At 73.8% G+C, this 24,079-nt stretch carries 22 protein-coding genes; 9 read left to right on the top strand and 13 right to left on the bottom strand.

Annotated features, from left to right (window positions below; all coding sequences use genetic code 11):
• Window positions 1–105 precede the first annotated feature (105 nt).
• On the bottom strand, window positions 106–1,785 hold the full coding sequence (locus tag ACEQ2X_RS03215; protein WP_370324328.1) for a sodium:solute symporter family protein: 1,680 nt from the start codon (window positions 1,783–1,785) through the stop codon (window positions 106–108).
• Window positions 1,782–2,060 carry a DUF4212 domain-containing protein gene (locus tag ACEQ2X_RS03210; protein WP_370324327.1) on the bottom strand — a complete coding sequence of 93 codons (279 nt, stop codon included), beginning with the start codon at window positions 2,058–2,060 and terminating at the stop codon, window positions 1,782–1,784. The genes ACEQ2X_RS03215 and ACEQ2X_RS03210 overlap by 4 nt, the downstream gene beginning before the upstream one ends.
• A 276-nt stretch (window positions 2,061–2,336) precedes the next feature.
• Here ACEQ2X_RS03210 and ACEQ2X_RS03205 point away from each other — a divergent pair, with 276 nt between their 5' ends.
• The 5 genes from ACEQ2X_RS03205 (at window position 2,337) to ACEQ2X_RS03185 (ending at window position 7,030) form a co-directional block, all read left to right on the top strand.
• The gene (locus ACEQ2X_RS03205) at window positions 2,337–2,741 is read left to right on the top strand and encodes a hypothetical protein (RefSeq protein WP_370324326.1); all 405 of its coding nucleotides are present in this window, start codon (window positions 2,337–2,339) and stop codon (window positions 2,739–2,741) included.
• A gap of 82 nt (window positions 2,742–2,823) precedes the next feature.
• A complete protein-coding gene (locus tag ACEQ2X_RS03200) occupies window positions 2,824–3,186 on the top strand; it encodes a hypothetical protein (protein WP_370324325.1) in 363 nt (120 codons plus the stop codon).
• The gene (locus ACEQ2X_RS03195; RefSeq protein ID WP_370324324.1) at window positions 3,183–4,856 is read left to right on the top strand and encodes a cation acetate symporter; all 1,674 of its coding nucleotides are present in this window, start codon (window positions 3,183–3,185) and stop codon (window positions 4,854–4,856) included. Before ACEQ2X_RS03200 ends, ACEQ2X_RS03195 begins: the two co-directional genes overlap by 4 nt.
• 2 nt (window positions 4,857–4,858) lie before the next feature.
• The gene (locus ACEQ2X_RS03190; RefSeq protein WP_370324323.1) at window positions 4,859–6,160 is read left to right on the top strand and encodes a histidine kinase; all 1,302 of its coding nucleotides are present in this window, start codon (window positions 4,859–4,861) and stop codon (window positions 6,158–6,160) included.
• Between the two features lie 60 nt (window positions 6,161–6,220).
• Entirely contained in the window at window positions 6,221–7,030 is an 810-nt protein-coding gene (locus tag ACEQ2X_RS03185) for a LytR/AlgR family response regulator transcription factor (RefSeq protein ID WP_370324322.1), read from the top strand.
• Between the two features lie 12 nt (window positions 7,031–7,042).
• On the opposite strand, the gene ACEQ2X_RS03180 is transcribed toward ACEQ2X_RS03185, so the two are convergent.
• Window positions 7,043–7,336 (bottom strand): hypothetical protein, encoded by a 294-nt coding sequence (locus ACEQ2X_RS03180; protein ID WP_370324321.1) that lies wholly within the window; start codon window positions 7,334–7,336, stop codon window positions 7,043–7,045.
• A 76-nt stretch (window positions 7,337–7,412) separates the two neighbouring features.
• Between ACEQ2X_RS03180 and ACEQ2X_RS03175 the strand changes: the two genes are divergently transcribed.
• Entirely contained in the window at window positions 7,413–8,498 is a 1,086-nt protein-coding gene (locus ACEQ2X_RS03175; RefSeq protein ID WP_370324320.1) for an adenylate/guanylate cyclase domain-containing protein, read from the top strand.
• A 24-nt stretch (window positions 8,499–8,522) separates the two neighbouring features.
• Here ACEQ2X_RS03175 and ACEQ2X_RS03170 read toward each other — a convergent pair whose 3' ends face one another.
• A complete protein-coding gene (locus ACEQ2X_RS03170; RefSeq protein WP_370324319.1) occupies window positions 8,523–9,398 on the bottom strand; it encodes a trans-aconitate 2-methyltransferase in 876 nt (291 codons plus the stop codon).
• A 3-nt stretch (window positions 9,399–9,401) separates the two neighbouring features.
• A complete protein-coding gene (locus tag ACEQ2X_RS03165; protein ID WP_370324318.1) occupies window positions 9,402–10,262 on the bottom strand; it encodes a bifunctional 5,10-methylenetetrahydrofolate dehydrogenase/5,10-methenyltetrahydrofolate cyclohydrolase in 861 nt (286 codons plus the stop codon).
• 113 nt (window positions 10,263–10,375) lie between these two features.
• Here ACEQ2X_RS03165 and ACEQ2X_RS03160 point away from each other — a divergent pair, with 113 nt between their 5' ends.
• The gene (locus ACEQ2X_RS03160; protein WP_370324317.1) at window positions 10,376–11,668 is read left to right on the top strand and encodes a multidrug effflux MFS transporter; all 1,293 of its coding nucleotides are present in this window, start codon (window positions 10,376–10,378) and stop codon (window positions 11,666–11,668) included.
• Between the two features lie 19 nt (window positions 11,669–11,687).
• Here the strand turns inward: ACEQ2X_RS03160 and ACEQ2X_RS03155 are convergent, their stop codons facing one another.
• The 8 genes from ACEQ2X_RS03155 to purN all read right to left on the bottom strand — a co-directional run bounded on the left by ACEQ2X_RS03155 (window position 11,688) and on the right by purN (window position 21,504).
• Complete coding sequence (locus ACEQ2X_RS03155; RefSeq protein WP_370324316.1) at window positions 11,688–12,164, bottom strand: DUF4126 family protein; 477 nt, start codon at window positions 12,162–12,164, stop codon at window positions 11,688–11,690.
• A 79-nt stretch (window positions 12,165–12,243) separates the two neighbouring features.
• The gene (locus ACEQ2X_RS03150; protein ID WP_370324315.1) at window positions 12,244–14,031 is read right to left on the bottom strand and encodes an ABC transporter ATP-binding protein; all 1,788 of its coding nucleotides are present in this window, start codon (window positions 14,029–14,031) and stop codon (window positions 12,244–12,246) included.
• Entirely contained in the window at window positions 14,028–15,890 is a 1,863-nt protein-coding gene (locus tag ACEQ2X_RS03145) for an ABC transporter ATP-binding protein (protein WP_370324314.1), read from the bottom strand. Before ACEQ2X_RS03145 ends, ACEQ2X_RS03150 begins: the two co-directional genes overlap by 4 nt.
• A gap of 117 nt (window positions 15,891–16,007) precedes the next feature.
• A complete protein-coding gene (locus tag ACEQ2X_RS03140; protein WP_370324313.1) occupies window positions 16,008–17,351 on the bottom strand; it encodes a hypothetical protein in 1,344 nt (447 codons plus the stop codon).
• Window positions 17,352–17,661: 310 nt separating this feature from the next.
• Entirely contained in the window at window positions 17,662–18,879 is a 1,218-nt protein-coding gene (locus ACEQ2X_RS03135) for a phosphoglycerate mutase (protein WP_370324312.1), read from the bottom strand.
• A gap of 20 nt (window positions 18,880–18,899) precedes the next feature.
• Window positions 18,900–19,352: a hypothetical protein gene (locus tag ACEQ2X_RS03130; RefSeq protein WP_370324310.1), complete on the bottom strand. Its 453-nt coding sequence runs from the start codon at window positions 19,350–19,352 to the stop codon at window positions 18,900–18,902.
• Entirely contained in the window at window positions 19,352–20,890 is a 1,539-nt protein-coding gene (purH, locus tag ACEQ2X_RS03125) for a bifunctional phosphoribosylaminoimidazolecarboxamide formyltransferase/IMP cyclohydrolase (RefSeq protein WP_370324309.1), read from the bottom strand. Before purH ends, ACEQ2X_RS03130 begins: the two co-directional genes overlap by 1 nt.
• Window positions 20,887–21,504 carry a phosphoribosylglycinamide formyltransferase gene (gene purN, locus ACEQ2X_RS03120; RefSeq protein ID WP_370324308.1) on the bottom strand — a complete coding sequence of 206 codons (618 nt, stop codon included), beginning with the start codon at window positions 21,502–21,504 and terminating at the stop codon, window positions 20,887–20,889. The genes purH and purN overlap by 4 nt, the downstream gene beginning before the upstream one ends.
• A 178-nt stretch (window positions 21,505–21,682) precedes the next feature.
• Here purN and ACEQ2X_RS03115 point away from each other — a divergent pair, with 178 nt between their 5' ends.
• Window positions 21,683–22,357 carry a hemolysin III family protein gene (locus ACEQ2X_RS03115; protein WP_370324307.1) on the top strand — a complete coding sequence of 225 codons (675 nt, stop codon included), beginning with the start codon at window positions 21,683–21,685 and terminating at the stop codon, window positions 22,355–22,357.
• 217 nt (window positions 22,358–22,574) lie between these two features.
• The gene (gene ahcY / locus ACEQ2X_RS03110) at window positions 22,575–24,023 is read left to right on the top strand and encodes an adenosylhomocysteinase (RefSeq protein ID WP_370324306.1); all 1,449 of its coding nucleotides are present in this window, start codon (window positions 22,575–22,577) and stop codon (window positions 24,021–24,023) included.
• Window positions 24,024–24,079 lie beyond the last annotated feature (56 nt).

Below are 24,079 nucleotides of genomic sequence, written 5' to 3'. Positions count from 1 at the left end.
CTGATGGCTGCCCTCCCAGGCATCGCGGCGTCTGTGCTGGTCTAGCGCTCGGGCGCTCGACTGTCGAGCGCCCGAGCCTGGCCGGTCGGTGACCGGCGGATGACGTCAGTGGGCGGGGGCGATGTCCCCCTCGATCTCGGCGCGGGACTTGCCGGGGAGGCGGACCTCCTCGATCAGCTCCTGCATCGACTCCGGCGGCGGCGCCGTCATCAGGGAGACCACGATGGTCACCGCGAAGTTCACGATCATGCCGACGGTGCCGATCGCCTGCGGGCTGATGCCGGCGATGAACTCCTGACCGCCGTAGATCGGGATCGTGTAGAGCATGTAGCCGGCGGTGAGGATCAGGCCGCTGAGCATGCCGGCGACCGCACCCTTCGCGTTGGTGCGCTTCCAGAAGATCCCGAGCGTGATCGCCGGGAAGAACGACGCCGCGGCGAGCCCGAAGGCGAACGCGACGACCTCGGCGACGAAGCCGGGCGGGTTGACGCCGAAGTAGCCGGCCACGATGACGGCGGCCGCCATCGTCCAGCGACCCACGGCGAGCCGACGTGACTCCGACGCCTGCGGGTTGATCCGCTTGTAGTAGACGTCGTGGGCCACCGACGAGGAGATCACCAGCAACAGCCCCGACGCCGTGGACAGGGCGGCGGCCAGGCCACCTGCGGCGACCAGCCCGACGACCGGCGCGGGCAGGCCCGCGATCTCGGGGTTCGCCAGGACCATGATGTCGCGGTCGATGACGATCTCGTTGGTGTCGGCGTCCGGCGTGTACTGGACCACGCCGTCGCCGTTCAGGTCGTCGACGGTGATCAGCTCGGCCTGCTGCCAGTTGTTGACCCAGGCGGGCAGGTCGTCGACGGCGACGTTCGACACCGACTCGACGGCGTTCAGCTTCGCGAAGGCCGCGATCGCCGGGGCGGTCGTGTACCGGATCGCGAGGAAGAGGAGCGCCCAGAAGGCGCTGAACCGGGCGGCTCGCACCGACTTGGTCGTGTAGAAGCGCACGATCACGTGCGGCAGGCCCGCCGTCCCGCACATCAGCGCGGCGGTGAAGAACAGCATGTTCAGCATCGAGCCGCCGACGAAGGTCGAGGAGTACTCGGCGAAGCCGAGCTCGGCCTGGATGGTGTCGAGCTCCGCGACGACCTCGCCGAACCCGATGTGCGGGATCGGGATCCCGGTCAGGGTCTGGGCGATCGCGAACGCCGGGATCATGTAGGCGATGATCAGCACCGTGTACTGGGCGACCTGGGTCCAGGTGATGCCCTTCATGCCGCCGAGCACCGCGTAGAACAGCACGATCGCCATGCCGATGATCACGCCGCCGGTGATGCCGACGCCGAGGAACCGGCTGAAGACCACGCCGACGCCGCGCATCTGCCCCGCGACGTAGGTGAAGGAGATGAAGATCGCGCAGACCACGGCCACCGCCCGCGCGGTCTCCGAGTAGCGGTCTCCGACGAAGTCCGGGACCGTGTACTTGCCGAACTTGCGCAGGTACGGGGCGATGAGCAGGGCGAGCAGCACGTAGCCGCCGGTCCAGCCCATCAGGTACACCGAGCCGTCGTAGCCCGAGAAGCTGATGATGCCCGCCATCGAGATGAACGACGCGGCGCTCATCCAGTCCGCGCCGATGGCCGCGCCGTTCGCGATCGCCGGCACGCCGTGCCCGGCGACGTAGAAGCCCTTCGTGTCGCTGACCCGGCTGCGCCAGGCGATCCAGACGTACAGCCCGAAGGTGCCGACGACGAAGATGAGTGTCCAGAGCCTGATGTCGCTCATATGCGGTTCCCCGCCTCATCGCGCTCGGCCACGCCGTACTCGTCGTCGAGCTTGTCCATCTTCCACGCGTAGACGCCGATGAGGATCACGAACGTGACGATGGACCCCTGCTGGGCGAACCAGAAGCCCAGGGGGAAGTCGTTGATGACGATCTCGTTCAGCTGGTCGACCAACAGGATCCCGGCGCCGTACGACACCACGAACCAGATCGACAGCAGGATGACCATCAGCCGTAGGTTGCGTCGCCAGTACGCCTGGCGGCTCGCTTCGTCCATCTGTGCACTGCCTCCCATGTGCATCGCGTCCCGCGGCTGCGGGCGCTCGATGCCCGCATGCCACACCCCGTCCGATGGGCCATGAAGGGGCAACTGCACCACCGGTGCCGTTCGGCTGACCGGCGGTGCTCGCGTCACGCCGAACGGCGTCCGCTGGGCGGTGACGCCACCCGGTGACCGCTCGCGGGCGCGCCACGACCGTTCACCGACCGCTCGCCGCCGCCCGACGTGTCCGCACTAGAACCGCTCGGTGTCCGCTCCGTAGCGTGGCCGCCGATGAGCACCTCCAGCGAGCCGATCGCCACCCGGACCCGCTGGCCGCAGGCGGGGCGCGGCCAGAAGTGGCTCCTCGGCGGCTCGGCCTTGATCCTCGTCGGCTCGTTCCTGCCCTGGATCACCCTCAGCGGCATCGCGACGGTGAACGGCATCCAGACCGCGGGCCTGTGGACGTTCTACCTGGGCTTCCTCGGCCTGGCCGGGGCCCTCGTCCCCTCGCGCACCGCGGCGACCGTGCAGGGCATCATCGCCGGGGGCGCGGCCGTGGTCCTGCCGGCCTGGCAGGTGCTGCGCGTGTCGGGCCTCGGGGTCGAGGGCTGGCAGCCGGGCCTCGGCATCTTCGTCTGCGCGGCGGGCGCCAGCCTGGCGATCCGCGGGGTGGTGCACCTCGTCGGCGACGCCTGAGCAGCGGTCGCCCCGGCGGCCCGGGCTGGGTCGGGTCGGGCTGGGTCGGATCGGGCTGGGTCGGCGGCGGTACGATCCGCCGGTGGAGCCGGACCACCTCAGCGCCGATCCCGCGGTCCTGCACGCGCTCGAGCCCGAGGACACCCCGGCGGAGGTCGTGGCGGCGTTCCGCACGCTGCGGCGCGTGGCGGTCGCCTACATGCTGCTGTTCCTCGTCGTCGTCGTCACCGTGCCCCTGCTGAACGGGCTCGCCGGCTGGTGGACGCGCGGTGAGCTGGTCGGCGGCGTCAGCCCGGCGTTCGCCGCCGCCGTCGTCGGCCTGTACGCCGCGATCATCGCGATCGGCATGCTGTCGGCCCGCGTCGCCGACCAGGTCGAGCGGCGGATGCTCGGCGGCAGGGAGCTCCTCGACACCGACGTCGACGACGAGGTGGCGGGGCCGTGACGTCGAGCGCCCTGCTGGTGCTGGTCGCCCTCGCCGCGCTGGGGACCGGGGTCGCGCTGGTCCTGCGCCCCCGCCGGGCCTCCACCATCGACTACTACCTGGCCGGCCAGCGCGTCGGCGTGCTCACGAACGCGTCGGCGATCTGCGGCGACTACATCTCCGCGGCGTCGTTCCTCGGCGTCGCCGCCGCGGTCTACGCGAGCGGCCTGGACGGCGCCTGGTACGCCGCGGGCTTCACCGCCGGGTTCGTGCCGATCGTGCTGTTCGTCGCCGCGCCCCTCCGCCGGTTCGGGGGGTTCAGCGTGCCGGACTTCCTCGGCCGCCGCATGGAGTCCCACGTGGTGCGCCTGACCGCGGTGGCGGTCGTGATGATCGTGATCGGCGCGTACGTCCTGCCCCAGGTCGTGGGGACCGGGTTGACGTGGCAGCTGCTCACCGGCGTCACGATCCCGGGCCTCGACCCCTACGGCACCGGGGTGGTGGTCAACACGGCCGTGATCACCGCGCTGGTCGTCGCCGGCGGGATGCGCGGGACGACGTGGACCCAGGCGGTGCAGTTCATCATCCTGCTCGTGATCCTCCTCTGGCTGACGGGCGTGGTGACGCAGGCGGGGTTCCGGTACCCCGACGCGATCGGCGATCTGGTCGACGAGCCGCTGTCCCAGGTCGTCCGCGAGGGCGGCGACCTGGTCGTCCGCCCCACCACCAACCTCATGCACCCGGACGAGCCCGCGACGTTCGGCCAGCCCGGCGGGCGGAGCGACGCCCCGGGCCAGCTCGCCCTGGTGCTGACGCTGGTGCTCGGCACCTCCGGCCTGCCGCACGTCCTGAACCGGTTCTTCACGGCCCCGACCGGACGGTCGGCGCGCACGACCGCCAAGTGGGTGCTCGTGTTCGCGAGCAGCTTCTACATCCTCGCGGTCATGCTCGGCATCGCGGCGCGGACCATCCTCGACGGCGCCGCCGAGGGCCGCCCGTGGCTGGCGGACCTGATGGTCGACGGCGTCCTCGCGGTGCCCGAGCAGTCCCTCCTGGTCCTGGGGCGGCTGTACGGCGGCACGGTCGGGCTGGGGGTCGTCACGCTGGGGGCGCTCGTCGCGGTGATGTCGACGATGGCCGGCCTGCTGCTCGCGGCCGCGGCGTCGGTCGGCCACGACCTGTACGAGCAGCACGTCAACCGCCGCGCCACCACGCGGCAGGCGCTGATCGCGGGACGGATGACGATCATCGCCGTCGCGCTGGTCGCGACCGTCGTCGCGCTGGCCATCGGCCCGCAGATCGTCGACGGGCGGTTCTCGTCCCTCATCGCCCAGATGGTGACCTGGGCGCTGGCCATCGCCGGGTCGGCGCTGACGCCGGCGCTGATCCTCGCGATCTGGTGGCCGCGGGTGACCGCCGCCGGCCTCTGCGCGGGGATGCTGACCGCGACGGCGCTGGCCCTGACCCTCATCGGCGTCGGCATCGGGATCGAGGCGGAGGCGCACGGCCTCGCCGCGCTGCTGCTGACCCCCACCCCGCTCGCGGCGACGGTCAACCTCGTCGTCACCGTCGTTGTGTCGCTGCGGACCACCCCGCCGCCGGGGACCGACGACGCGCTGGTGCGCATGCACGGGACCGGTGCGGACCGCCGGGCCGAGGCCCTGGCCGAGCTGACCATCCGGGGGCTGTAGCGGTGCGGGACCTCGGTGGGCCCTGGTCGCTGGTCCTGGTCAACCTCGCGGTGTGGGGGATCATCACGGTCGGGACCCAGGTGCTGCTCACCCCCTCCCTCGGCACGGTGCCGACGATCCTGATCGGCGTGGTCGTCACGTCGATCCTGACCCTCGGCTACCCCTCCGCCCTGCGGGGACCGGGGGCCACGCGGTTCCTCGGCGGGGCCGAGGGCCGCACCCGGCGGAGCGCGCGCCGTCGCGTGGTGGCGACGGCCGAGCCGCTCCGCGCCGGGCTGACAGCCGAGTCGGCGGCCAAGACCGTCCGGCTGCTCCGCCCGATCCTCGACGCCGACGCGGTGGCGCTGACCGACCGCAGCGAGATCCTGGCCTACACCGGCCGGGGGGCCGAGCAGCACGGGTCGGGCACCCCGCTGCAGACCACCGCGACCCGTCGCGCGCTCGACACGGCCAGCACCGTCGTGGTGACCGATCCCGCCGACCTGCAGCCCGACACGCCGTTCGCCTCCGCGGTCGTCGTGCCGCTGCGGGTGTCCGGCGAGGTCGTCGGCACCCTGAAGGCCTACCGGGTGCGGGAGGACCCTCCCCTGCCCGAGCTGGTCGAGGCGTTGGCCGGCGTCCTCAGCCTGCAGCTCGAGCTGGCCGACGTCGACCGCGAGCGCGAGCTGGCCGCCAACGCGAAGCTCGACGCGCTCCGCGCCCAGATCAACCCCCACTTCCTGTTCAACATCCTCAACACGATCGCGTCGAAGGCCCGGACCGACCCCGAGACCGCGCGCGGGCTGCTGCTGCGGTTGAGCGACTTCTTCCGCTACTCGATCCAGCAGCAGGGCCAGTTCGCCGAGTTCGGCCAGGAGTACTTCTTCGTGCGGACCTACCTGACGCTCGAGCAGGCGCGCTACGGCGACCGGCTCGGCGTCGACTACGACATCGACCCGCAGGTGCTCACCGCACGGGTGCCGGTGCTGATCATCCAGCCGCTGGTCGAGAACGCGGTGAAGCACGGCCTGGCCCAGGCCGTCGACGGCGGCACCGTGACCCTCCGCGCCAAGGCCGACCCGCTGAGCCGCACCACGACGGTGGTGGTGGCCGACGACGGCGTGGGGATGCCACCCGAGGTCGTCGACCACCTCTTCGACCCCCCGGGCGATCACCTGCACCCGGTCGCCGACGAGGGCAGCGGCATCGCGCTGCGCAACATCTCGGCACGGCTGTCGCAGCTGTTCGGCGAGCGCCACAGCCTGCGCGTGGAGTCATCGCCCGGCGAGGGAACCGTCGTCGAGCTCCGCATGCCCCTCACCTGACATCCCGCATAGCATGCGGCGCGCGTCCAGAGGACCGTTCCGAAGAGGACGCGAGAGCCGATGCCCGAGCCGCACACCCCGACCGACGTCACGCCGCTCCGGCGCGACGGGCCGGCCCGCTGCCTGATCGTCGACGACGAGGCGCCCGCCCGGGAGGAGCTCCGGTTCCTGCTCAACGGCCTCGAGGACCGGGTCACCGTCCTCGGCGAGGCGACCAACGCCGCGGAGGCCCTCGGGCTGCTCGGGTCGATCCCCTACGACCTGGTGCTCCTCGACATCCACCTGCCGGGCGGCAGCGGGCTCGACGTCGCCCGCCAGATCCGCGCGCAGGACCCGGGGCCGGCGGTGATCTTCACGACCGCCTACGCCGACCACGCCGTCGACGCCTTCGAGCTGCAGGCGACGGACTACCTGATGAAGCCGATCGACCGGGACCGGCTGATCACCGCGATCGACCGGGCGCTGGCCGACCGGCGCGGCGCGGACGCGGACGTCGAGGACCGCCCGGCGGAGGAGCGCACGCCGGGTGTCGTGACCTCCGCGAGGATCCCGGTCCAGCAGGGCGACCGGACGGTCCTGGTCAACGCCGGGGACGTCGTCTACGCGACCGCGACGCGCGGCTACAGCTACCTGAAGCTGCCGACGGACCGGTACCTCGTCAGCTGGAGCCTGACCGACCTCGAGGAGCGTCTGGGCCCGTCGTTCTTCCGCGCGCACCGCTCGCACCTGGTGAACCTGGCGCACGTCGCGGAGATGGTCGGGGACTACAAGGGCTCGGTCGTGCTGGTGATGGACGACCCGGAGCGCAGCCGCGTCGAGGTGTCCCGCCGCCAGGTCGGTCCGCTGCGCCGCGCGCTCGGGATGACCTGACCGGGCGTCGGGTCAGCCCGGGTAGTCCTCGTCGGACGCGAGGGCCTCGAGGTCGTCGTGGGCGGTGTCCCGGTCGAACACCGAGACCTCGTCCACGTCGCTCGACCCGCGCGCGAGGGCTCGCACCTCGTCCGGGTCGACCCCGGCGTCGGCGAGGGCCTGCAGGTCCTCATCGCTGAGGTCGATCTCGCCGGCTCCCGACGTGGCGCGGGCGCGGATCCGCTCGACCGCGGCGCTCGGCGGACCGCCGACGCGCTGGCGCCGCCGACCGGCTGCGGAGGGCGCGTTGACACGTTCTCTGGCCATCTGGCATCCCCGATGTCGGTCGCGATCCTGGTGGCGGACTGTACCGCCGGCCCCCACCGCGGGCACACTACCGGGCGTGGCAGTCGACTCCGATCCCGGGCGCGCGCACGCGATCCGGCGCCTGTTCCGGTTGGGGATGGGGATCGAGGAGGCGACCGCCGCCGTCGACGGCGACCGGATCACCCTGTCGCTCGTGGACCACCTGCTCGGCGGCCCGCGGGTCCACACCCGCGACGAGGCGGCCGCGCGGGCCGGGCTCGACCCCGAGGTGGCCGCCGTCCTCGAGCGCGTCAGCGGCGTGGCCGACGGCACCCGCTACTCCGAGGCGGAGATCCGCCACCTGTCCCTGATCGGCCGGCTGCTGCAGTTCGTCCCCGACGAGATGGTCCTCGACCAGATCCGCGGCGACGTGCCGGTCCTGCGCACGATGGCGCTGCGGACCCTCGACACCGCGGAGGAGGTGTTCCTCCGCGCCGCCCGCGAGGAGGTCGACGACCCCATCGACCTCGCGATCCGGCTGGTGGAGGTCGCCGGGCCCCTGCTCGAGGTGTCCGCCGAGCTGGTCGGGCAGAGCTACCGGCGCGTCATCCTCCACCTGCTCACCTCCGACCTGATCGTCCAGGCCCTGAGAGACGACGCCGAGACCATCCCGGTGGCGGTCGGCTTCGTCGACGTCGTCGGCTACACGTCGCTCGCCGCGCGCGTCGACCCGACCGGCCTGGACGACCTGCTGAGCGCGTTCGAGCACCTGTGCCAGGCCACGGTCGAGGGCATCCCGGAGGTGCAGCTGGTCAAGTTCCTCGGGGACGCCGCGATGTTCGTGTCGCTCGACCCGGTCGCGCTCGGCCGGGCCCTGTACGTGCTGACGACCCCGATCGAGGACGAGGACGCCCCGCTCGCGTACGCGCCGATCAAGGGCGGCATGGCGTCGGGGGAGGCGCTGTTCCGCGGCGGCGACTACTACGGCGCGCCGGTGAACGAGGCGGCCCGCCTGACCGACCTCGCCCGGCGGAACAGCGTGCTCGCGTCCGACGAGCTCCACGACGTCCTCGACGGCCACTTCAAGCTGCGCCGGATCCGACCGGTGCGGCTGCACGGCATCGGACTGCGCCGGCCCTACGCGCTGCGCGAGGTGCTGGACGCCGAGGCCGTCGAGGGCTGAGGGGGCGGGCAGCGGAGCCGGGGCTCAGATCTGAGCCGTGGGTGCACCGGCGGAGCGGGAGCTCAGATCTGAGGTGGCCCGGGCGATGAGCTCGCCGTGCAGCACGGCGAACCACGCGTCCGGCCGCTCCGCCCAGTCCCGCCAGGCGGTCGCGATCGCGGTGAGGTCGTCCTCGCCCGTCCCGTCCGCGCGGAGCTGCTGGGCCAGTCGCGACTCCGGCGCGGTGACCCGATCCGCCCACAGCCCGGCCCACCACCGCCGGTCCTCGGGGGTGGCGAAGCACCACACCGACGCGGAGGGCGTGACGCCCTCGAACCCGGCCTCGAGCGCCCAGCCGAGGAGGTGCCGCCCGGCGTCGGGTTCCGCGCCGGCCGCGCGGTGGGCGGTGCGGTAGGCCGCGAGCCAGGTGTCGAGCTCGGGCACCGCCGGAGCCCAGGTCATCGCGGCGTAGTCGACGTCGCGCACCGCCACGATCCCGCCGGGCGCGCACAGCCGCCGCATGTGGACGAGCGCGGCGACGGGGTCGGGCAGGTGCTGGAGCACCTGGTGCGCGTGCACGACGTCGTAGGTGCCGTCGGCGGGGTCCTGGTCGAACAGGTCGCCGACCGCGACCGTGACGTTCGGCGGCAGGTCGGCGACCTGGGCGATCACGGCCTCGGCGGGGTCGATGCCGTGGACCGTCGAGGCGGGGAACCGCCGGCCGAGGTCGGCGGTGATCGTCGCGGGCCCGCACCCGACGTCGAGGATGCGCCCCTCCCACCGCCCCGCGGCCTCGCGGAGGCCGTCGCGGAGGTGGTCGAGCAGGTAGCCCGCGGAGTTCGCCGCGTCGCGCCAGCGGTGTGACCGCAGGACGGGCTCGGCGTGGCCGTGGACGTAGCGCCAGCCCTCGTCGGCCGGCACGGCTCAGCCCTCCGCCGCCGCCGTCGCCGCCCGCAAGGTGTTCTCGAGCAGCATCGCCCGGGTCATCGGGCCGACCCCACCGGGGACGGGGGTGATCAGGCCGGCGACCTCCGCGACCGCATCGAAGTCGACGTCGCCGACCAGCTTCCCGTCGTCGTCGCGGGTGATCCCGACGTCGATGACGGTCGCGCCGGGCCGGACCATGTCGGCGGTCAGCATGCGCGGCTGGCCGGCGGCCATGACGACCACGTCGGCCCGGCGGGTGTGGTCCCCGAGATCACGCGTCCGCGAGTGGCACATCGTCACGGTCGCGTCGACGCCCTTGCGGGACAGCAGCATGGCGAGCGGACGGCCGACGAGGGTCGAGCGGCCGACGATCACGACCTCGGCGCCGGAGAGCTCGACCCCGTGGCGCTCGAGCAGGACCTGGCAGCCGAGCGGCGTGGCCGGCACGAACGTCGGCACGCCCCGCATGAGCTGGCCCTGGCTGGCCGGGTGCAGGCCATCGACGTCCTTCGCGGGATCGATCCGGTCCTGGGCGGCGATCTCGTCGAGGTGGTCGGGCAGCGGCATCTGCACGATGATCCCGTGGACCTGCGGGTCGGCGTTGAGCCGGTCGATCTCGGCGAACAGGGTCGCCTGGTCGACGTCGGCCGGCAGCCTGGCGCCGACCGACGTCATCCCGACGGCGGCGCAGTCCTTCTCCTTCATGCCCACGTAGACGTGGCTCGCCGGGTCGTCGCCGACCAGCACCGCCGCCAGGCCGGGCACGACGCCCCGCTCCGCGAGCCGGGCCACCTCGCCGGCGATCCGGTCACGCTCCGCGGCCGCGACCGCCTTGCCGTCGATCAGTTCTGCCGTCATGGTCGCGCATCATGGCACGGGCCCCTCCGCCGGGCAGGCCCGACCCACCCCTCACCCGCCCCTCCCCTCCCCGTGGGGCGGCGGATCCCTCCCCGGCGCCTACCGTGGTGCGGATGTCCACCTCCACGGCTCCGACGACCTCCCCGGCCGAGCGGCGCGGCCCGGGCAGGGCCGAGCTGATCGCCCTCCTCGCGATGGGGATGGCGCTCGCGGCGCTGGGCATCGACCTGATGCTGCCGGCGTTCGCCGACATCCGGCAGGCGTTCGACCTGCCGGCCGACGCGACCGAGGTGTCGGGCATCGTCACGACCTACTTCCTCGGCCTGGCGCTCGGCCAGCTCGCCTACGGGCCGCTCGCGGACCGGTTCGGGCGCAAGCCGACGCTGTACGTGGGCTTCGCCGTCTACCTCGTCGGCGCGCTCGCGGGGGCCTTCGCCCCGAGCCTGCCACTGCTGCTGCTCAGCCGGTTCGTGTGGGGCCTCGGGTCGGCCGGCCCGCGGGTGGTGACCCTCGCGGTCGTGCGGGACTCCTTCGAGGGCGAGCGCATGTCCCGCGCGATGTCCTTCATCATGGCCGTGTTCATCCTCGTGCCGATCGCCGCCCCGACGATCGGGGCGGCCATCGTCGCGGTGACCACGTGGCGCTGGATCTTCGGCTTCTGCGTCGCGGCGCTCCTGGTGATGGCGGTCTGGGCGCTGCGGCTGCCCGAGACCCTCGCGCCCGAGCACCGCCTGGAGCTGTCTCCACGCCGCATCCTCAGCGCCGGCCGGTTCGTGGTCGCCAACCGCCAGACGCGTGCCTACACCCTCGCCATGACCGCGTTGTACGGGTCGTTCACGTCGTACCTGGGCAGCTCGGAGATCATCATCGGCGACGTCTTCGACGCAGCCGGATCGTTCCCGGTCATCTTCGGCGGGTTGGCCGCGGTGATGGGCGTCGGGATGCTCGTCAACGCCCGGATCGTGGAGGCGGTCGGGGCCCGGCGGCTCTCCCACGTCCTGCTGCTCGGCTACGTGGCGTGCAGCGCGGTGTTCGCCGGCGTGGCGCTCGCGACGGGCGGCACCCCGCCGCTGTGGGCGTACCTGCTCGCGATGGCGCCGCTGCTCGGCTGCCACGCGCTGGTGATCCCCAACTTCAACACCATCGCCATGGACCCGATGGGTGCGGTCGCCGGGACGGCGTCGTCGGTGATCGGGTCGGTGCAGATCGCGGTCGGCGCCCTGCTGGGCTCGCTGCTGGACGCCGCGTTCGACGGCACGGTCCGACCGCTCGCGATCGGGTTCTTCGGCTACGGCCTGCTGGCCCTCGCCCTCGTGCTGTGGGCGGAGCGCGGCCGGTTGTTCCGGCCCCTCCGCCCGGTCGAGCCGGTCGAGGAGCCGCAGCTCGCCGAGGTGCCGCAGGTCTGATCGCCCTCCCGGGGACGGGTCAGCCCAGCCCCGGCGGGCGCCCGCGGACGGCCAGCAGGCCGAGCCCGATGGCCGCGGCGTCCTCGGCCAGGGCCCAGACCGCGTCGGCGACGTCGGTCCGGTCCGTGGCCGCGCTGCGGTAGCGCGCCCCTCCCCAGCTGCCGAGTCCGGCGCCCGCCGCACCCGCGGCCGCCCCGGCCGCCCCCGACCGGCCGTGGGCGTCGGCGATCGCCCAGCCGGCGACCGCGCCGAGCACCAGGCGGCCGCCGAGCGGACCGGGGTCCAGGCGGCTCGGGGTGGCGGGCAGCTTGTCGACGACCAGCTCCCCGAGCGCCGCCGTCACGGCCAGCGGCACGAGCGCCGGGCGGTCGAGCAGCACGGCAGGACCGCGTCGGCCGTGCGGCAGCCGGTCGCTGCGCCACGCCCAGGTCAGCACGGCGGTCGGCGTCTGCGACCGCAACCCGGCGACGACGCCCAGCAGCAACGATCTCCACATCGGTCTCGGTCCTCTCGGTCGGGCGGTGGCGGATCCTCCGCCGTCCTCCCCCGCCGCGCGCCCGCCGACCCACCGGCGCTCAGGCCGCGGGGACGCCCTCGGCGCGGAGCTGCTCGGTGTACAGGTCCGCGTAGGCCCCGCCGGCGGCGATCAGCTGGGCGTGGGTGCCGCGCTCGACGATCCGCCCGGCGTCCACCACGACGATCTGGTCAGCCCCCACGATCGTCGACAGCCGGTGCGCCATCACGACCGCGGTGCGGCCGTCGAGCAGCTCGGACAACCCCGCCTGCATGCGGGCCTCGGTCGCGACGTCGACGTTGGCGGTCGCCTCGTCGAGGACCACGACGGCCGGGTCGGGCAGGACCGCCCGGGTGAAGGCGACGAGCTGCCGCTCACCGGCCGACAGGCCACCGCCGCCCTCGTCGAGGCGCGTCTCGTAGCCGTCGGGCAGCGCGGCGAACATCTCGTCGGCGCCGATCGCCCGTGCAGCGGCCTCGACCTCGGCGTCCGTGGCGTCCGGCCGACCCCACCGCAGGTTGTCCCGGATGGTCCCGCGGAACAGCCCGACCTCCTGCGGGACCCACGCCAGGTGGGTGCGGAGGCTGTCGAGGGTGACGTCGCGGACGTCGTGGCCGTCGATCGTGACCCGGCCGGACGTGACGTCGTAGAAGCGACCGAGGAGCCGGGCGATGGAGGTCTTGCCCGCCCCGGTCTCGCCGACCAGCGCGACGGTGGAGCCCGCCGGGACGTCGAGGTCGACGCCGTGCAGCACCTCCGGCCCGTCGCCGTAGGCGAAGCGGACGTCCTCGAAGCGGAGGTGCCCGCGGACGGCCGGCAGCGGGACGGCCCCCGGCCGGTCGACGATCGAGGGGGCGGTGTCGAGCACCTCGAGGATCCGCCGACCAGCCGCCGTGGCGTCCTGGATGCTGTCGAGGCGGGTGGTCAGGTCGCGGACCGGCTCGAAGAACTGCTGCACGTACAGGATGATCGCGACCAGCGCCCCCGGGTCGAGGTCGCCGGACAGCACCCGCAGGCCGCCGATGCCGAGCACGACGGCGACGGCGAGGTCGCTCAGCACGTCGATGACGGGGTAGAAGGCTGCCGACACCCGGTCGGTGCCGAGGTCCTCGACGCGCTGGAGGGCGTTGGCCTCGTCGAAGCGGGCCCGCTGGGCGCGCTCCTGCTGCAGGGCCTTGACGACGCGGATGCCGGAGAGGGACTCCTCCGCGCGGGCGGACACCTCGCCGACGGCCTCGCGGACCGCGGTGTAGCGGGCGCGTGTCGCACGGGTCCAGCGCCACGTGGCGGCGGCCATGAGCGGCACGACGGTGAACGCGGCCAGCGTCAGCGTGACGTCCTCGCGGAGGAGGATGACCACGATCCCGCCGAGGGTGAGCACCGACTGGGCGGTGGTGATCACCGACCAGGTGATGAAGTCGCTGAGGGTCTCCGCGTCGCTCGTCATCCGCGACATCAGGTCGCCGGGCCGGTTGCGGTCGTGGAAGCCCTGCCCCAGGCGGAGGACGTGGGCGAACAGCCGGTTCCGGAGGTCGGTGATGACCCGGACGCCGATGCGGATCAGCGTGTAGCGCTGCAGGCCGCCGGCGGCGTTCTCGACCACCACGAGGACGGCGAAGGCCACGACCGCCCAGCGCAGCGCCGCGGTGTCGCCGCCGCGCATGCCGTCGTCGATCGCCACCTCGACGAGCTGGGGGCGGGCCAGCCCCGCCCCGGTGACCACGAGCATCAGCACCGCGGACCACGCCAGGGACCTGCGGTGCGGGCGCAGCCAGCCGACGACCCGCCGGATCGGGCGGACGGGGCGGGTCTCGGCGGACGGGGTGCCCGCTTGCGGGGTCGCGGTCATGGCCGACCGCCGAGGAGGGGGGCGTCCTCGGCGTCGCTGCCGACGGGGACGCCGAGGTGGAGCGCCTCGCGGAACATCGCGGCGTAGGGGCCCTCGGCGTCGACCAGCTCGGCGTGGGTGCCCTGCTCGACCACCCTGCCGCGGTCGAGCACGACGATCCGGTCCGCCGCGAGGATGGTCGAGAGGCGCTGGGCGACGCTGATCGTGGTGGGTCCCCGACCCTCCGCAGACCGCTCGGCCAGCGCGGCGCGGATGGTCCGCTCGGTGCGGGCGTCGACGGCCGACACCGCGTCGTCGAGCACCAGGACCGGCGCGCCGACGAGCAGGGCGCGGGCGAGCGCCACGCGCTGGCGCTGCCCGCCGGACAGTGTGACCCCCCGCTCCCCCACCACGGTGTCCCACCCGTCGGGGAGGTCGACGGCGAACGCCTCCACACCCGCAAGGCGCCCGGCGGCGCGCACGGCGTCGTCGTCGGCGTCCGGGCGCGAGAACCGGATGTTGTCCGCGACGGAGGCGGAGAACAGGAAGGCCTCCTGCTCCACGGCGGCGACCGCGCGGCTCCGCGCCGCGCCGGACAGGGTGGCCAGGTCGATCCCGTCGATCGTGACCCGCCCCCCGTCGGGGTCGTACAGCCGGGTCAGCAGCGACACGAGCGCGGTCTTGCCGCTGCCCGAGCGGCCGACGACGGCGACGTGCTCGCCCGGCTCGATCGTCAGGTCGACGTCGCGCAGCACCGGGGCGTCGCCGAAGGCGAAGGACACCCCCTCCCAGCGGACCCTCCCCTGCCAGCCGGCGTCGGGCTCGACCTCGTCGCCGGCGGGGATCGCGGTCGGGCGGTCGAGCAGCTCGTAGACCCTCGCCGCCGAGGCGTTGGCCCGCGAGGCCAGGTTCAGGAGGAACCCGAGGCGCCGCACCGGCTCGCCGAGCAGGACGATGTAGGTGAAGAACGCGGCGATCGTGCCGACCGTGGTCCGGCCGTCCGCGACCCGGCCGCCGCCGACCAGGAGGACGAGCGCCGTCGCGAGCCCCATGACCGCGCTCATCGCGGGGAAGGCGGTGGTGAAGACCCGCGCCATGGACATGCGGCGGTCGAAGACGACCTCGTTGTCGGCGTCGTAGGCGGCGGAGGTGCGCCGCTCGGCCCGGAACGCCTGGACGATGCGGACCTGGGTGAGCGCCTCCTGGAGCCGGGCTGACAGGCCCCCGCGAGCCTGCTGGACGGCCTTGAACCGGGGCACCAGCAGCCGGGCGCCCCACAGCGCGAGCGCGGCGACGATCGGTACGGCGCCGAGGGCGATCGGCGCGAGGGTCCCGTCGACCGACCACAGCAGCGCGGAGGTGCCGACGAGCAGCGCGAGGATGTTCGCGAGGTCCGCCACGCCGGTGGCGGCGAACGCCCGGACCTGCTCGGTGTCGTCGGTGACGCGGGTCATGAGCTGGCCGACGCTGGCGGAGTCGTGGAAGCCCATCTCGGCGTCGAGGAGGTGGGCCATCAGGTCGCCGCGCAGGTCCGTCGCGATGGTCCGGCCGACCCACGCGGTCCCGTAGCGCTGCCAGAACGACACGACCGCCCGGAGCAGCGCCAGCGCGACGATGGCGCCCGCGCCCCACACCAGCCGCTCGCGGGCGTCCAACGCGTCGGGGAGGAACGCTAGCGCGCCCTCCCGCTGGCCGATGGCGGCGTCGACGACGTCGCGCAGCGCGAGGGGGACGACCAGCGCGATGCCGCTCGCCGCCAGCATCGCCCCGTAGGCGCCGGCCGCCTGCCAGCGGATCGGGCGCAGCCGACCCACCAGCCGCACCAGGGGGTGGTGGCGCAACCGGGTGGGGAGGGGCGCGTGGTCGGGTGGCGTGGGCATCCCCGCAGACGGTAGGAGTTGAAGTGGACTTCAGGTCAAGGGCCGATGGGCGCTCGGCCGCCGGGGGTCAACGCCGTGCGCCTCACAGGTGTTCCCCCGGGTTCGCCGTCGGTGTGGTCAGCGGTCCCCGCCGACCACGGCGCGGGGCAGACCGCCGAGGAGGCGGAGGGGCAGGGTCAGCGTCCAGACCGGTGCCCACGCCACCCTCCGCACGATCCCGGCCAGCCGTCGCAGCCACGCGATCAGCGCGAGCGCGACCGCGACGACGCCGGGTACGCCCGCCGGGGGTAGGTCCGCGATGACGACGGCCGCGACACCGCCGACGGCAGCCAGGATCGTGCCGGCCACGGTGTCGGCCAGCCACGTGGTCCGACGGTCCGGCGGCCACGGCCCCCGGGCTCGGCGCCGACGTGGCGACCCGAGCCCGGCGATCAGGTCGCCCCAGGCCCACGGCGGCGCGAACAGCCCCATGGCCGCCCGGCCGGCGGCCAGCTGCACCAGCAGGTGGACCGCGACGGCGGCCACGGCGGTCCCGACCACCGCGGCGTCGGCGACCAGCGTGGGCCGGGACTGGCGCAGCGCCCAGGCGACGGCGGGGGCGAGGGAGATCACGGCGAGGGCGGGCACGGCCCACGACGGTCCACCGGCAGGTGCCCCGGGGCCGGCCGGGTCGGATGTGACGTCCCGGTCGGTGATGTCGCGGACGGCGTCGACACGGCCCTCCACCACCGCCGCGCAGGTGCCGGGCCGGCGGGCGGGATCGCGGTCCAGAGCGGCGCAGACCGCATCGGGGAGGTCGTGGCCCCACGGGTCGGCGATGATCCGCGACAGCGCCGCGCCGCGGGCGCCGGTCAGCAGCGCCGCCGCGGTGGCGGCCAGGGAGTAGACGTCGACCAGGGGACCGAACCGGCCGGTGGCGACCTCCGGGGCGGTGTAGGCGGGGGTCCCGACGCGGGTCAGTTCGCGGGTGTCGAGCCCCCGCATGGTGGACGGGTCGACCAGGACCAGCCCGCCGTCGGCGGCGATCAGGTTGCCCGGCTTGACGTCGCGGTGGACGAGCGGCACCCCGTCGGACCACGCGCCTGCGTGGAGCAGGTCCAGCGCGTCGGCGACGCCGGCCAACCGCTCGAGCGCGTCGGGCAGCGGGCCGACGGCCTGCAGGGAGGGACCCTCGACGAGGTCCATCTCGACGAAGCCCCAGCCGGCGAGCAGGCCCCCCGTGAACCGGCCCCCACGGCTGACCCGGACGAGGGAGGGGTGGTCGATGCGGACCAGCCAGCGACCGCGGCGGCGGACCTCATCGGCGGCCGGCAGGACCTCGGGCCGGACCAGCTTCAGGGCGCAGCGCGACCCGTCGGGCCGGACCGCGAGCCACACCTCCCCCTCCCCCCCGCTGCCCAGCAGCTCGACCAGGCGACGGTCCGCGAGGACGTCACCGGATCCGACCGAGGTGGTGGGCACCCCCCGACCGTATCGCCGCCCCTCCCCGGCCGGCCGGATCCCGCCCGCGGCTCTGGTCCCACGTCCACCGCGGATGGATTCGACACCCAGGTGGAGGGGTGGGACCGCCCCGCGGGATGGATTCGACACCGTGCCGGGCCCACGGGGGAGGGTGGCGGCACTCAGGAGTTCACTCTCTGCTCACGGGTGCACTCTCGTCCCTGTGGGTGCGAAGCCCTGGGACCTCTGGATGTCGAATCCATCCACGGACGCCAAGACGACGGTGTCGAATCCATTCGCCCTCGGCCAGGCGACGGAGGGGGGAGGATGGTCAGGCGCCGTACTTCGCGAGCCGGCCGGCGGCGCCCAGCATGAGCGGCAGCAGGTGCTCGGTGGGGCGGCGCCCGATCAGGCCGGTCGCACAGGCGCGCTCGCCGAAGGTGCGGGCGTCGTCGACGCCGACGTGGGCGCCGTGCAGCAGCACCGGCACGGGGTGCCAGGAGTGGCCCGAGAGCGCGGCCGGGGAGGAGTGGTCCCCGGTGACCGCCACGACGTCGGCCTGCGCGGCGTCGAGCAGGTCCGGGACCTGCGCGTCGAGCTCCTCGATCGCGGCGACCTTCCGCTCCCGGTCCCCGTCGTGGCCGGCGGCGTCGGCGTACTTGTGGTGGACGAAGAGGTAGTCGTAGGACTCGCGGTGCTGCTCGACGAGCGCGATCTGCTCGTCGAACGTGCGCGGCGGCCCGAGCACGTCCATCCCGACCAGGCTCGCCACCCCGCGGTACATCGGGTAGGACGCCACGGCGGCGGCCCGCAGCCCGGTCCGCTCGGTGAAGTCCGGCATCTCGCGGACCGCGTCGAACCCGCGCATCAGCAGCACGTCCGGTCCGCCGTCCCCCTCCTCGGCCGCCAGAGCCTCGCGCAGCGCGGCGTCGACGGCGTCGAGGACCTCGGCGGTCCGCTCGGCGGCCGGGTCCCGCGGCCGTGCGGGCAGCGGGGCCGTGCCGGTGGCCTGGGGGTCCATGTCCGCCACGCGGGGATCGAGCCCGTCGCCCCGCAGGACGACGAGGACGCGGTGCTCGGAGATGTGGCGGAGGTGCACCTCCACGCCGTCGACGGTGTCGATCCGGCCTGCCAGGCGCTCGGTCAGCGGGGCGGCCTGCGCGTCGCCGATGCGCCCGGCCCGACGGTCGGTGACCAGCCCGTCGGCGTCCAGGGTGGCGAGGTTCCCGCGGGCGGCCACGTCGCCGGGCTGCAGGTCGAAGCCGACGCCGACGGCGGCGAGGACGCCGCGGCCGAGGTCGTGCGCCCACGGGTCGTAGCCGAAGAGGGCGAGGTGCCCGGGGCCGGAGCCCACCGTCACCCCGGGTCCGGCCGGTTCGAGCAGTCCGGTGCTGCCCTCCGCGGCGAGCCGATCGAGGTGCGGGGTGTCGGCGGACTCGAGCTCCGAGCCGCGATCCACCTCCGGGTAGCCGCCGACCCCGTCGATGACGAGGAGCAGCAGGCGCGATCCGTTGTCCTGCAGGAGCGGTGCGTACCGGGTCAGGTCCATCCCTCGCGACCCTGCCCAGGTCAGCGGCTGATCACGCCCCCGGGACCGGCACCGCCGGCGACGACCAGCGCCCGCACCTGGGCGGCGGCGAACCCGGCGGCCTGCCCGGCGACCAGCGCGATGCCGACCCGCCCGCTCCGCGTCCCCCGCACGGCGGCGTGGCCCAGCAGCGCGACGACGGCCGCGCCGTTCGCCGCGGCGACGCGCCGCGTGCCGGCCTCCCACCCCTCGGCGACCGACCAGACGCCGACCGCAGCCGCCCACCCGAGCGTGGCCGCGCCGGCGAGGCGGACCACGCCGGCGGGCAGGTCGACTGCGCGCCCGATCGACCCTCCGCCGACGACCGCCCCGACGCCGACCGCGGTGCACCACACCGCGTCGAGGCCGAGGGCGCGCCGGGCGAGCGCCTCGGCGGCCGCCACCTCGTCCGCCGGGCGTCCCGTCGAGCCGGTCTGCGCGACCGCGCCCTCCATCAGTGCCTGAAGTGGCGGCGGCCGGTCAGGACCATCGGCACGCCGCGCTCGTCGCAGGCGGCGACGGTCTCGTCGTCGCGCATCGACCCGCCCGGCTGGATGATCGCGCGGATGCCGGCCTCGAGCGCCGCGTCGGGCCCTTCGCGGAACGTGTAGAACGCGTCGCTGGCGAGCACCGCGCCGACGTGGCGGCCGCCGGAGCGCTCGACGGCCAGGCGGACGGAGTCGACCCGCGACATCTGCCCCGCACCGACGCCGACCACGGCGCGGTCGGCCGTCAGCGTGATCGCGTTGGACTTGACGTGCTTGCAGGCGGTCCAGGCGAAGGCCAGCTCGGCCAGCGTCGCCTCGTCCGGCTTCGCGGCCGTCGGCACGGTCCAGGAATCGGGGTCCTCGGGGGCCGAGTCCGGCTCGGCGACCAGCAGACCGCCGCTGATCGTGCGCACGACCCGGTGGCCGGCCGGCTGCTCGGGACGGTCGATCGCGACGATCCGCAGGTTCTTCTTCGAGCGGAGGACCTCGAGCGCGGCGTCGTCGAAGCCCGGGGCGACGACCACCTCGGTGAACACCTCGACGATCTGGCGTGCCGTCGCCTCGTCGATCGGCCGGTTGGCCGCGACGATCCCGCCGAAGGCGCTGACGGGGTCGCCGGCCAGGGCGCGCGGGTAGGCGTCGGCCAGGGAGTCGCCCAGGGCCAGCCCGGCCGGGTTGGTGTGCTTGATGATCGCGACGCAGGGCTCGTCGAAGTCGAGGACCATCCCGAGCGCGGCGTCGGTGTCGAGCAGGTTGTTGTAGCTGAGCTCCTTGCCGCCCAGCACCCGGGCGCTCCCGAGCCCCCAGGCCTGGCCCCGCTCGACGTAGTGGGCGGCGGCCTGGTGGGGGTTCTCCCCGTAGCGGAGGTCCTGGACCTTCCCGAAGACCGGCCCGAAGCGGTCGGGGAACGCCTGCTCCCTGGCGAACCAGGCGGCGATGTCGGCGTCGTAGCTGGCGGTGTGCGCGAACGCCTGGGCGGCCAGTCGCCGGCGGGTGGCGGCGGTCAAGCCCCCCGCGTCGCGCACCTCGGCGAGCACGGCGTCGTAGTCCGCGGGGGAGGTGACCACGCCCACGTGGGCGTGGTTCTTCGCGGCGGCGCGGACCATCGTCGGCCCGCCGATGTCGATCATCTCGATGGCGGCGGCCGGGGTGACCGACGGGTCCGCGATCGTCTCGCGGAAGGGGTAGAGGTTGACGACGACCAGGTCGACGGCGGTGATCGCGTGGTCGGCCAGCGCCTTCGCGTGCGCCTCGTCGTCCCGGTCGGCGAGGATGCCCGCGTGCACCGCCGGGTGGAGGGTCTTGACCCGCCCGCCCATCATCTCGGGGAACCCGGTGACGTCGGCCACCTCGGTCACCGCGACGCCGGCGGCGCGGATCCGCGCGGCGGTCGAGCCGGTGGAGACGATCTCGACGCCGGCGTCGGCCAGCCCGCCGGCCAGCGCCTCGAGGCCGGTCTTGTCGTAGGTGCTGATCAGCGCTCTGCGGATGGCGGTCGTGGTCATGCCGAGGGGTCCTCCGGCGGGTCGTGGACGGTGACGTGGCGGCCGTCGACGGTGACGCGGCCCTCGCAGATCGCGCGGACCACGGCTGGCAGCAGGCGGTGCTCGACGGTCTGGATGCGGGCGTGCAGCGACTCGGCGGTGTCGCCGGGGAGGACCGCGACGGCCTCCTGGGCGATGATCGGGCCGTGGTCGACCTGCTCGTCGACGTAGTGGACGGTGACGCCGCTCAGCTTGACCCCCCACGCGACGGCGTCGGCGGGGGCGTGCGCGCCGGCGAAGGCGGGCAGCAGCGAGGGGTGGACGTTCACGGTCGGCCAGCGGCTGACGAAGGCGCCGCTGAGGATCTTCATGAAGCCGGCGAGGACGACGAGGTCGGGGGCGGCGTCGGCGACGACGTCGGCCAGAGCCGCCTCCCAGGTCGCCCGGTCGGCGTGGTCCCGCAGCGCGACCGCGGCGGTGGCGATGCCGATGTCGGCCGCCCTGGCCAGCCCGGTCGCGTCGGGGTTGTCGCTCGCGACCGCGACGACCCGCTCGCGGAGGTCGGGTTGGTCGAGCAGCGCCTGGAGGTTCGACCCCGATCCGCTTACGAGCACGACGATCCGGGCAGGGTTCACGGCACGAACCTACGGTACGGTAACTTCGACCAGAAGGACGGCTGACGCCTTGCCACCACCTTGGCGATCCCTCTCTCGTCGATCGGTCCGTGCCCCCGGTGCGGGGCCGCACACCCTATCGACGGACAGCGGGGGACGGCGGCAGCCGGATGGACCGGCCAGACGAGAGGTACCGAGCATGACCCCCCTCCCACCCGGCGTGGCGTACCACCACACCGCGGAGTACGTGGCCGCACGACCACGCCTCAGGGGGGTCCTGCACCTGGCGATGGCCCCGATCGCGGCGGTCATGGCCGTGGCGCTGGTGTGGTCGGCGTCGGGCGCGGGCCGACTCGCCGTCGGGATCTTCGGGGTGCTGTTCGTCGGGCTGTTCGCGGTGTCCGGCAGCTACCACGTCCCCGCGTGGACCGGGCGGGTGCGGATGCTGTGGGGCCGCGTCGACACCGCGATGATCGTGCTGTTCATCGCGGGCACGTTCACCCCGATCGCCTTCCACCACCTCGACGGGGCGTGGCGGCTGTGGAGCCTGGTCGCCGCCTGGGCCATCGCCCTGTTCGGCGCGGGCCTGGCCCTGTCGCCGGTCACCGCGCCGCGCTGGGCGCGATCGCTCGGCTACATCGCGCTCGGGTGGCTGATGGTGGTCCCGATGATCAAGATCGCCGTCGCCCTGCCCCTCGCGGGGACCGCCCTGATCGTCCTGGGCGGGGTGCTCTACACCGTCGGCGGCGTGGTCTACGCCCTGCAGCGCCCCGACCCCGCACCGGCCTGGTTCGGCTACCACGAGGTCTTCCACCTGCTGGTCGTCGCCGCGGCCGTCTGCCACTACGTGGCGATCTTCAACTACGTGGTCTGACGGCGCCCACCTGCCAGCGTGGTCCGATGCGCGGTCGGCCCCTACCCTGGGGCGCACGCCGGCGTTGCAGTGCGAGGCCCAGACGGGCCACGCCGGCGGACGACGACGGTTCGCGAGGAGGCACGAGGTCGATCCGACCGGGTGTCCGCTGCTCTCGCCCATCACCACCGCTTCGGCGCGGCCGCGGACCGGCCGCCAACTGATGGAGGAACACGACGTGGAACCTGATCGCACCGGCGACCTGACCTACAAGGTCGCCGACCTGTCCCTGGCCCAGGCGGGCCGCCACCAGATCCGCCTGGCCGAGCACGAGATGCCCGGCCTGATGGCCATCCGGGAGGAGTACGGCCCCTCCCGACCCCTCGCGGGCGCCCGCATCGGCGGGTCGCTGCACATGACCACCCAGACGGCGGTGCTGATCGAGACGCTCACCGCCCTCGGGGCCGACGTGCGCTGGTGCTCGTGCACCCTCGTCTCGACCGAGGACGGCGCCGCCGCGGCCGTCGTGGTCGGACGCGACGGCACCCCCGAGGACCCGAAGGGCGTCCCGGTCTTCGCCTGGAAGGGCGAGACCCTCGAGGAGTACTGGTGGTGCACCGAGCAGATGCTCGCGTTCGACGAGGGTCCGAACATGATCCTCGACGACGGCGGGGACGCGACGCTGCTGGTCCACAAGGGCGCGGAGTTCGAGGCGAACGGCGCGGTCCCCTCCCCCGACGAGGACACCTCGGAGGAGTACGCCATCGTCCTCGACCTGCTCCGCCGGTCCCTCGAGGCCGACGGCCAGCGGTTCAGCCGCATGGCCGAGGGGATCCAGGGCGTGACCGAGGAGACCACCACCGGCGTCATGCGCCTGTACGAGTTCGAGCGCGAGGGCACCCTGCGGTTCCCCGCGATCAACGTGAACGACTCGGTCACCAAGTCGAAGTTCGACAACAAGTACGGCACCCGCCACAGCCTGATCGACGGGATCAACCGTGCGACCGACACCCTGATCGGCGGCAAGACCGCCGTGGTGTGCGGCTACGGCGACGTCGGCAAGGGCTCCGCCCAGTCCCTCCGCGGCCAGGGCGCCCGGGTGATCGTCACCGAGATCGACCCGATCTGCGCGCTGCAGGCGGCGATGGACGGCTACCAGGTGACCACCCTCGACGACGTGGTGGAGACCGCCGACATCATCATCACCGCGACGGGCAACAAGGACATCATCACCGTCGAGCACATGGCCCGGATGAAGCACCAGGCGATCATCGGGAACGTCGGCCACTTCGACAACGAGATCGACATCGCCGGCCTGGGCAGGGTCGCCGGGATCACCAAGACCGAGATCAAGCCGCAGGTGCACGAGTGGACCTTCCCGGGCGGGAAGAGCCTCATCGTCCTGAGCGAGGGCCGCCTGCTCAACCTGGGCAACGCGACCGGGCACCCCTCCTTCGTGATGTCGAACAGCTTCGCGAACCAGGTGCTGGCCCAGATCGAGTTGTGGACCAAGGCCGACGACTACCCGCTGGGCGTCTACACGCTGCCCAAGCAGCTCGATGAGAAGGTCGCCCGCCTGCACCTCGACGCGCTCGGGGTGAAGCTGACCGAGCTGACCAAGTCCCAGGCGGAGTACATCGGCGTCGACGTCGCCGGCCCGTACAAGTCCGAGCACTACCGCTACTAGCGGGTCCTGATCGACCGACGGCCGCCACCGGTGCTCCGGTGGCGGCCGGCGGCACG

It is taken from the genome of Euzebya sp., assembly GCF_964222135.1.
GTDB lineage: Bacteria > Actinomycetota > Nitriliruptoria > Euzebyales > Euzebyaceae > Euzebya.
The sequence above is the reverse complement of the archived record's forward strand: the minus strand, read 5'-3'. Positions and strand labels throughout refer to the sequence as shown.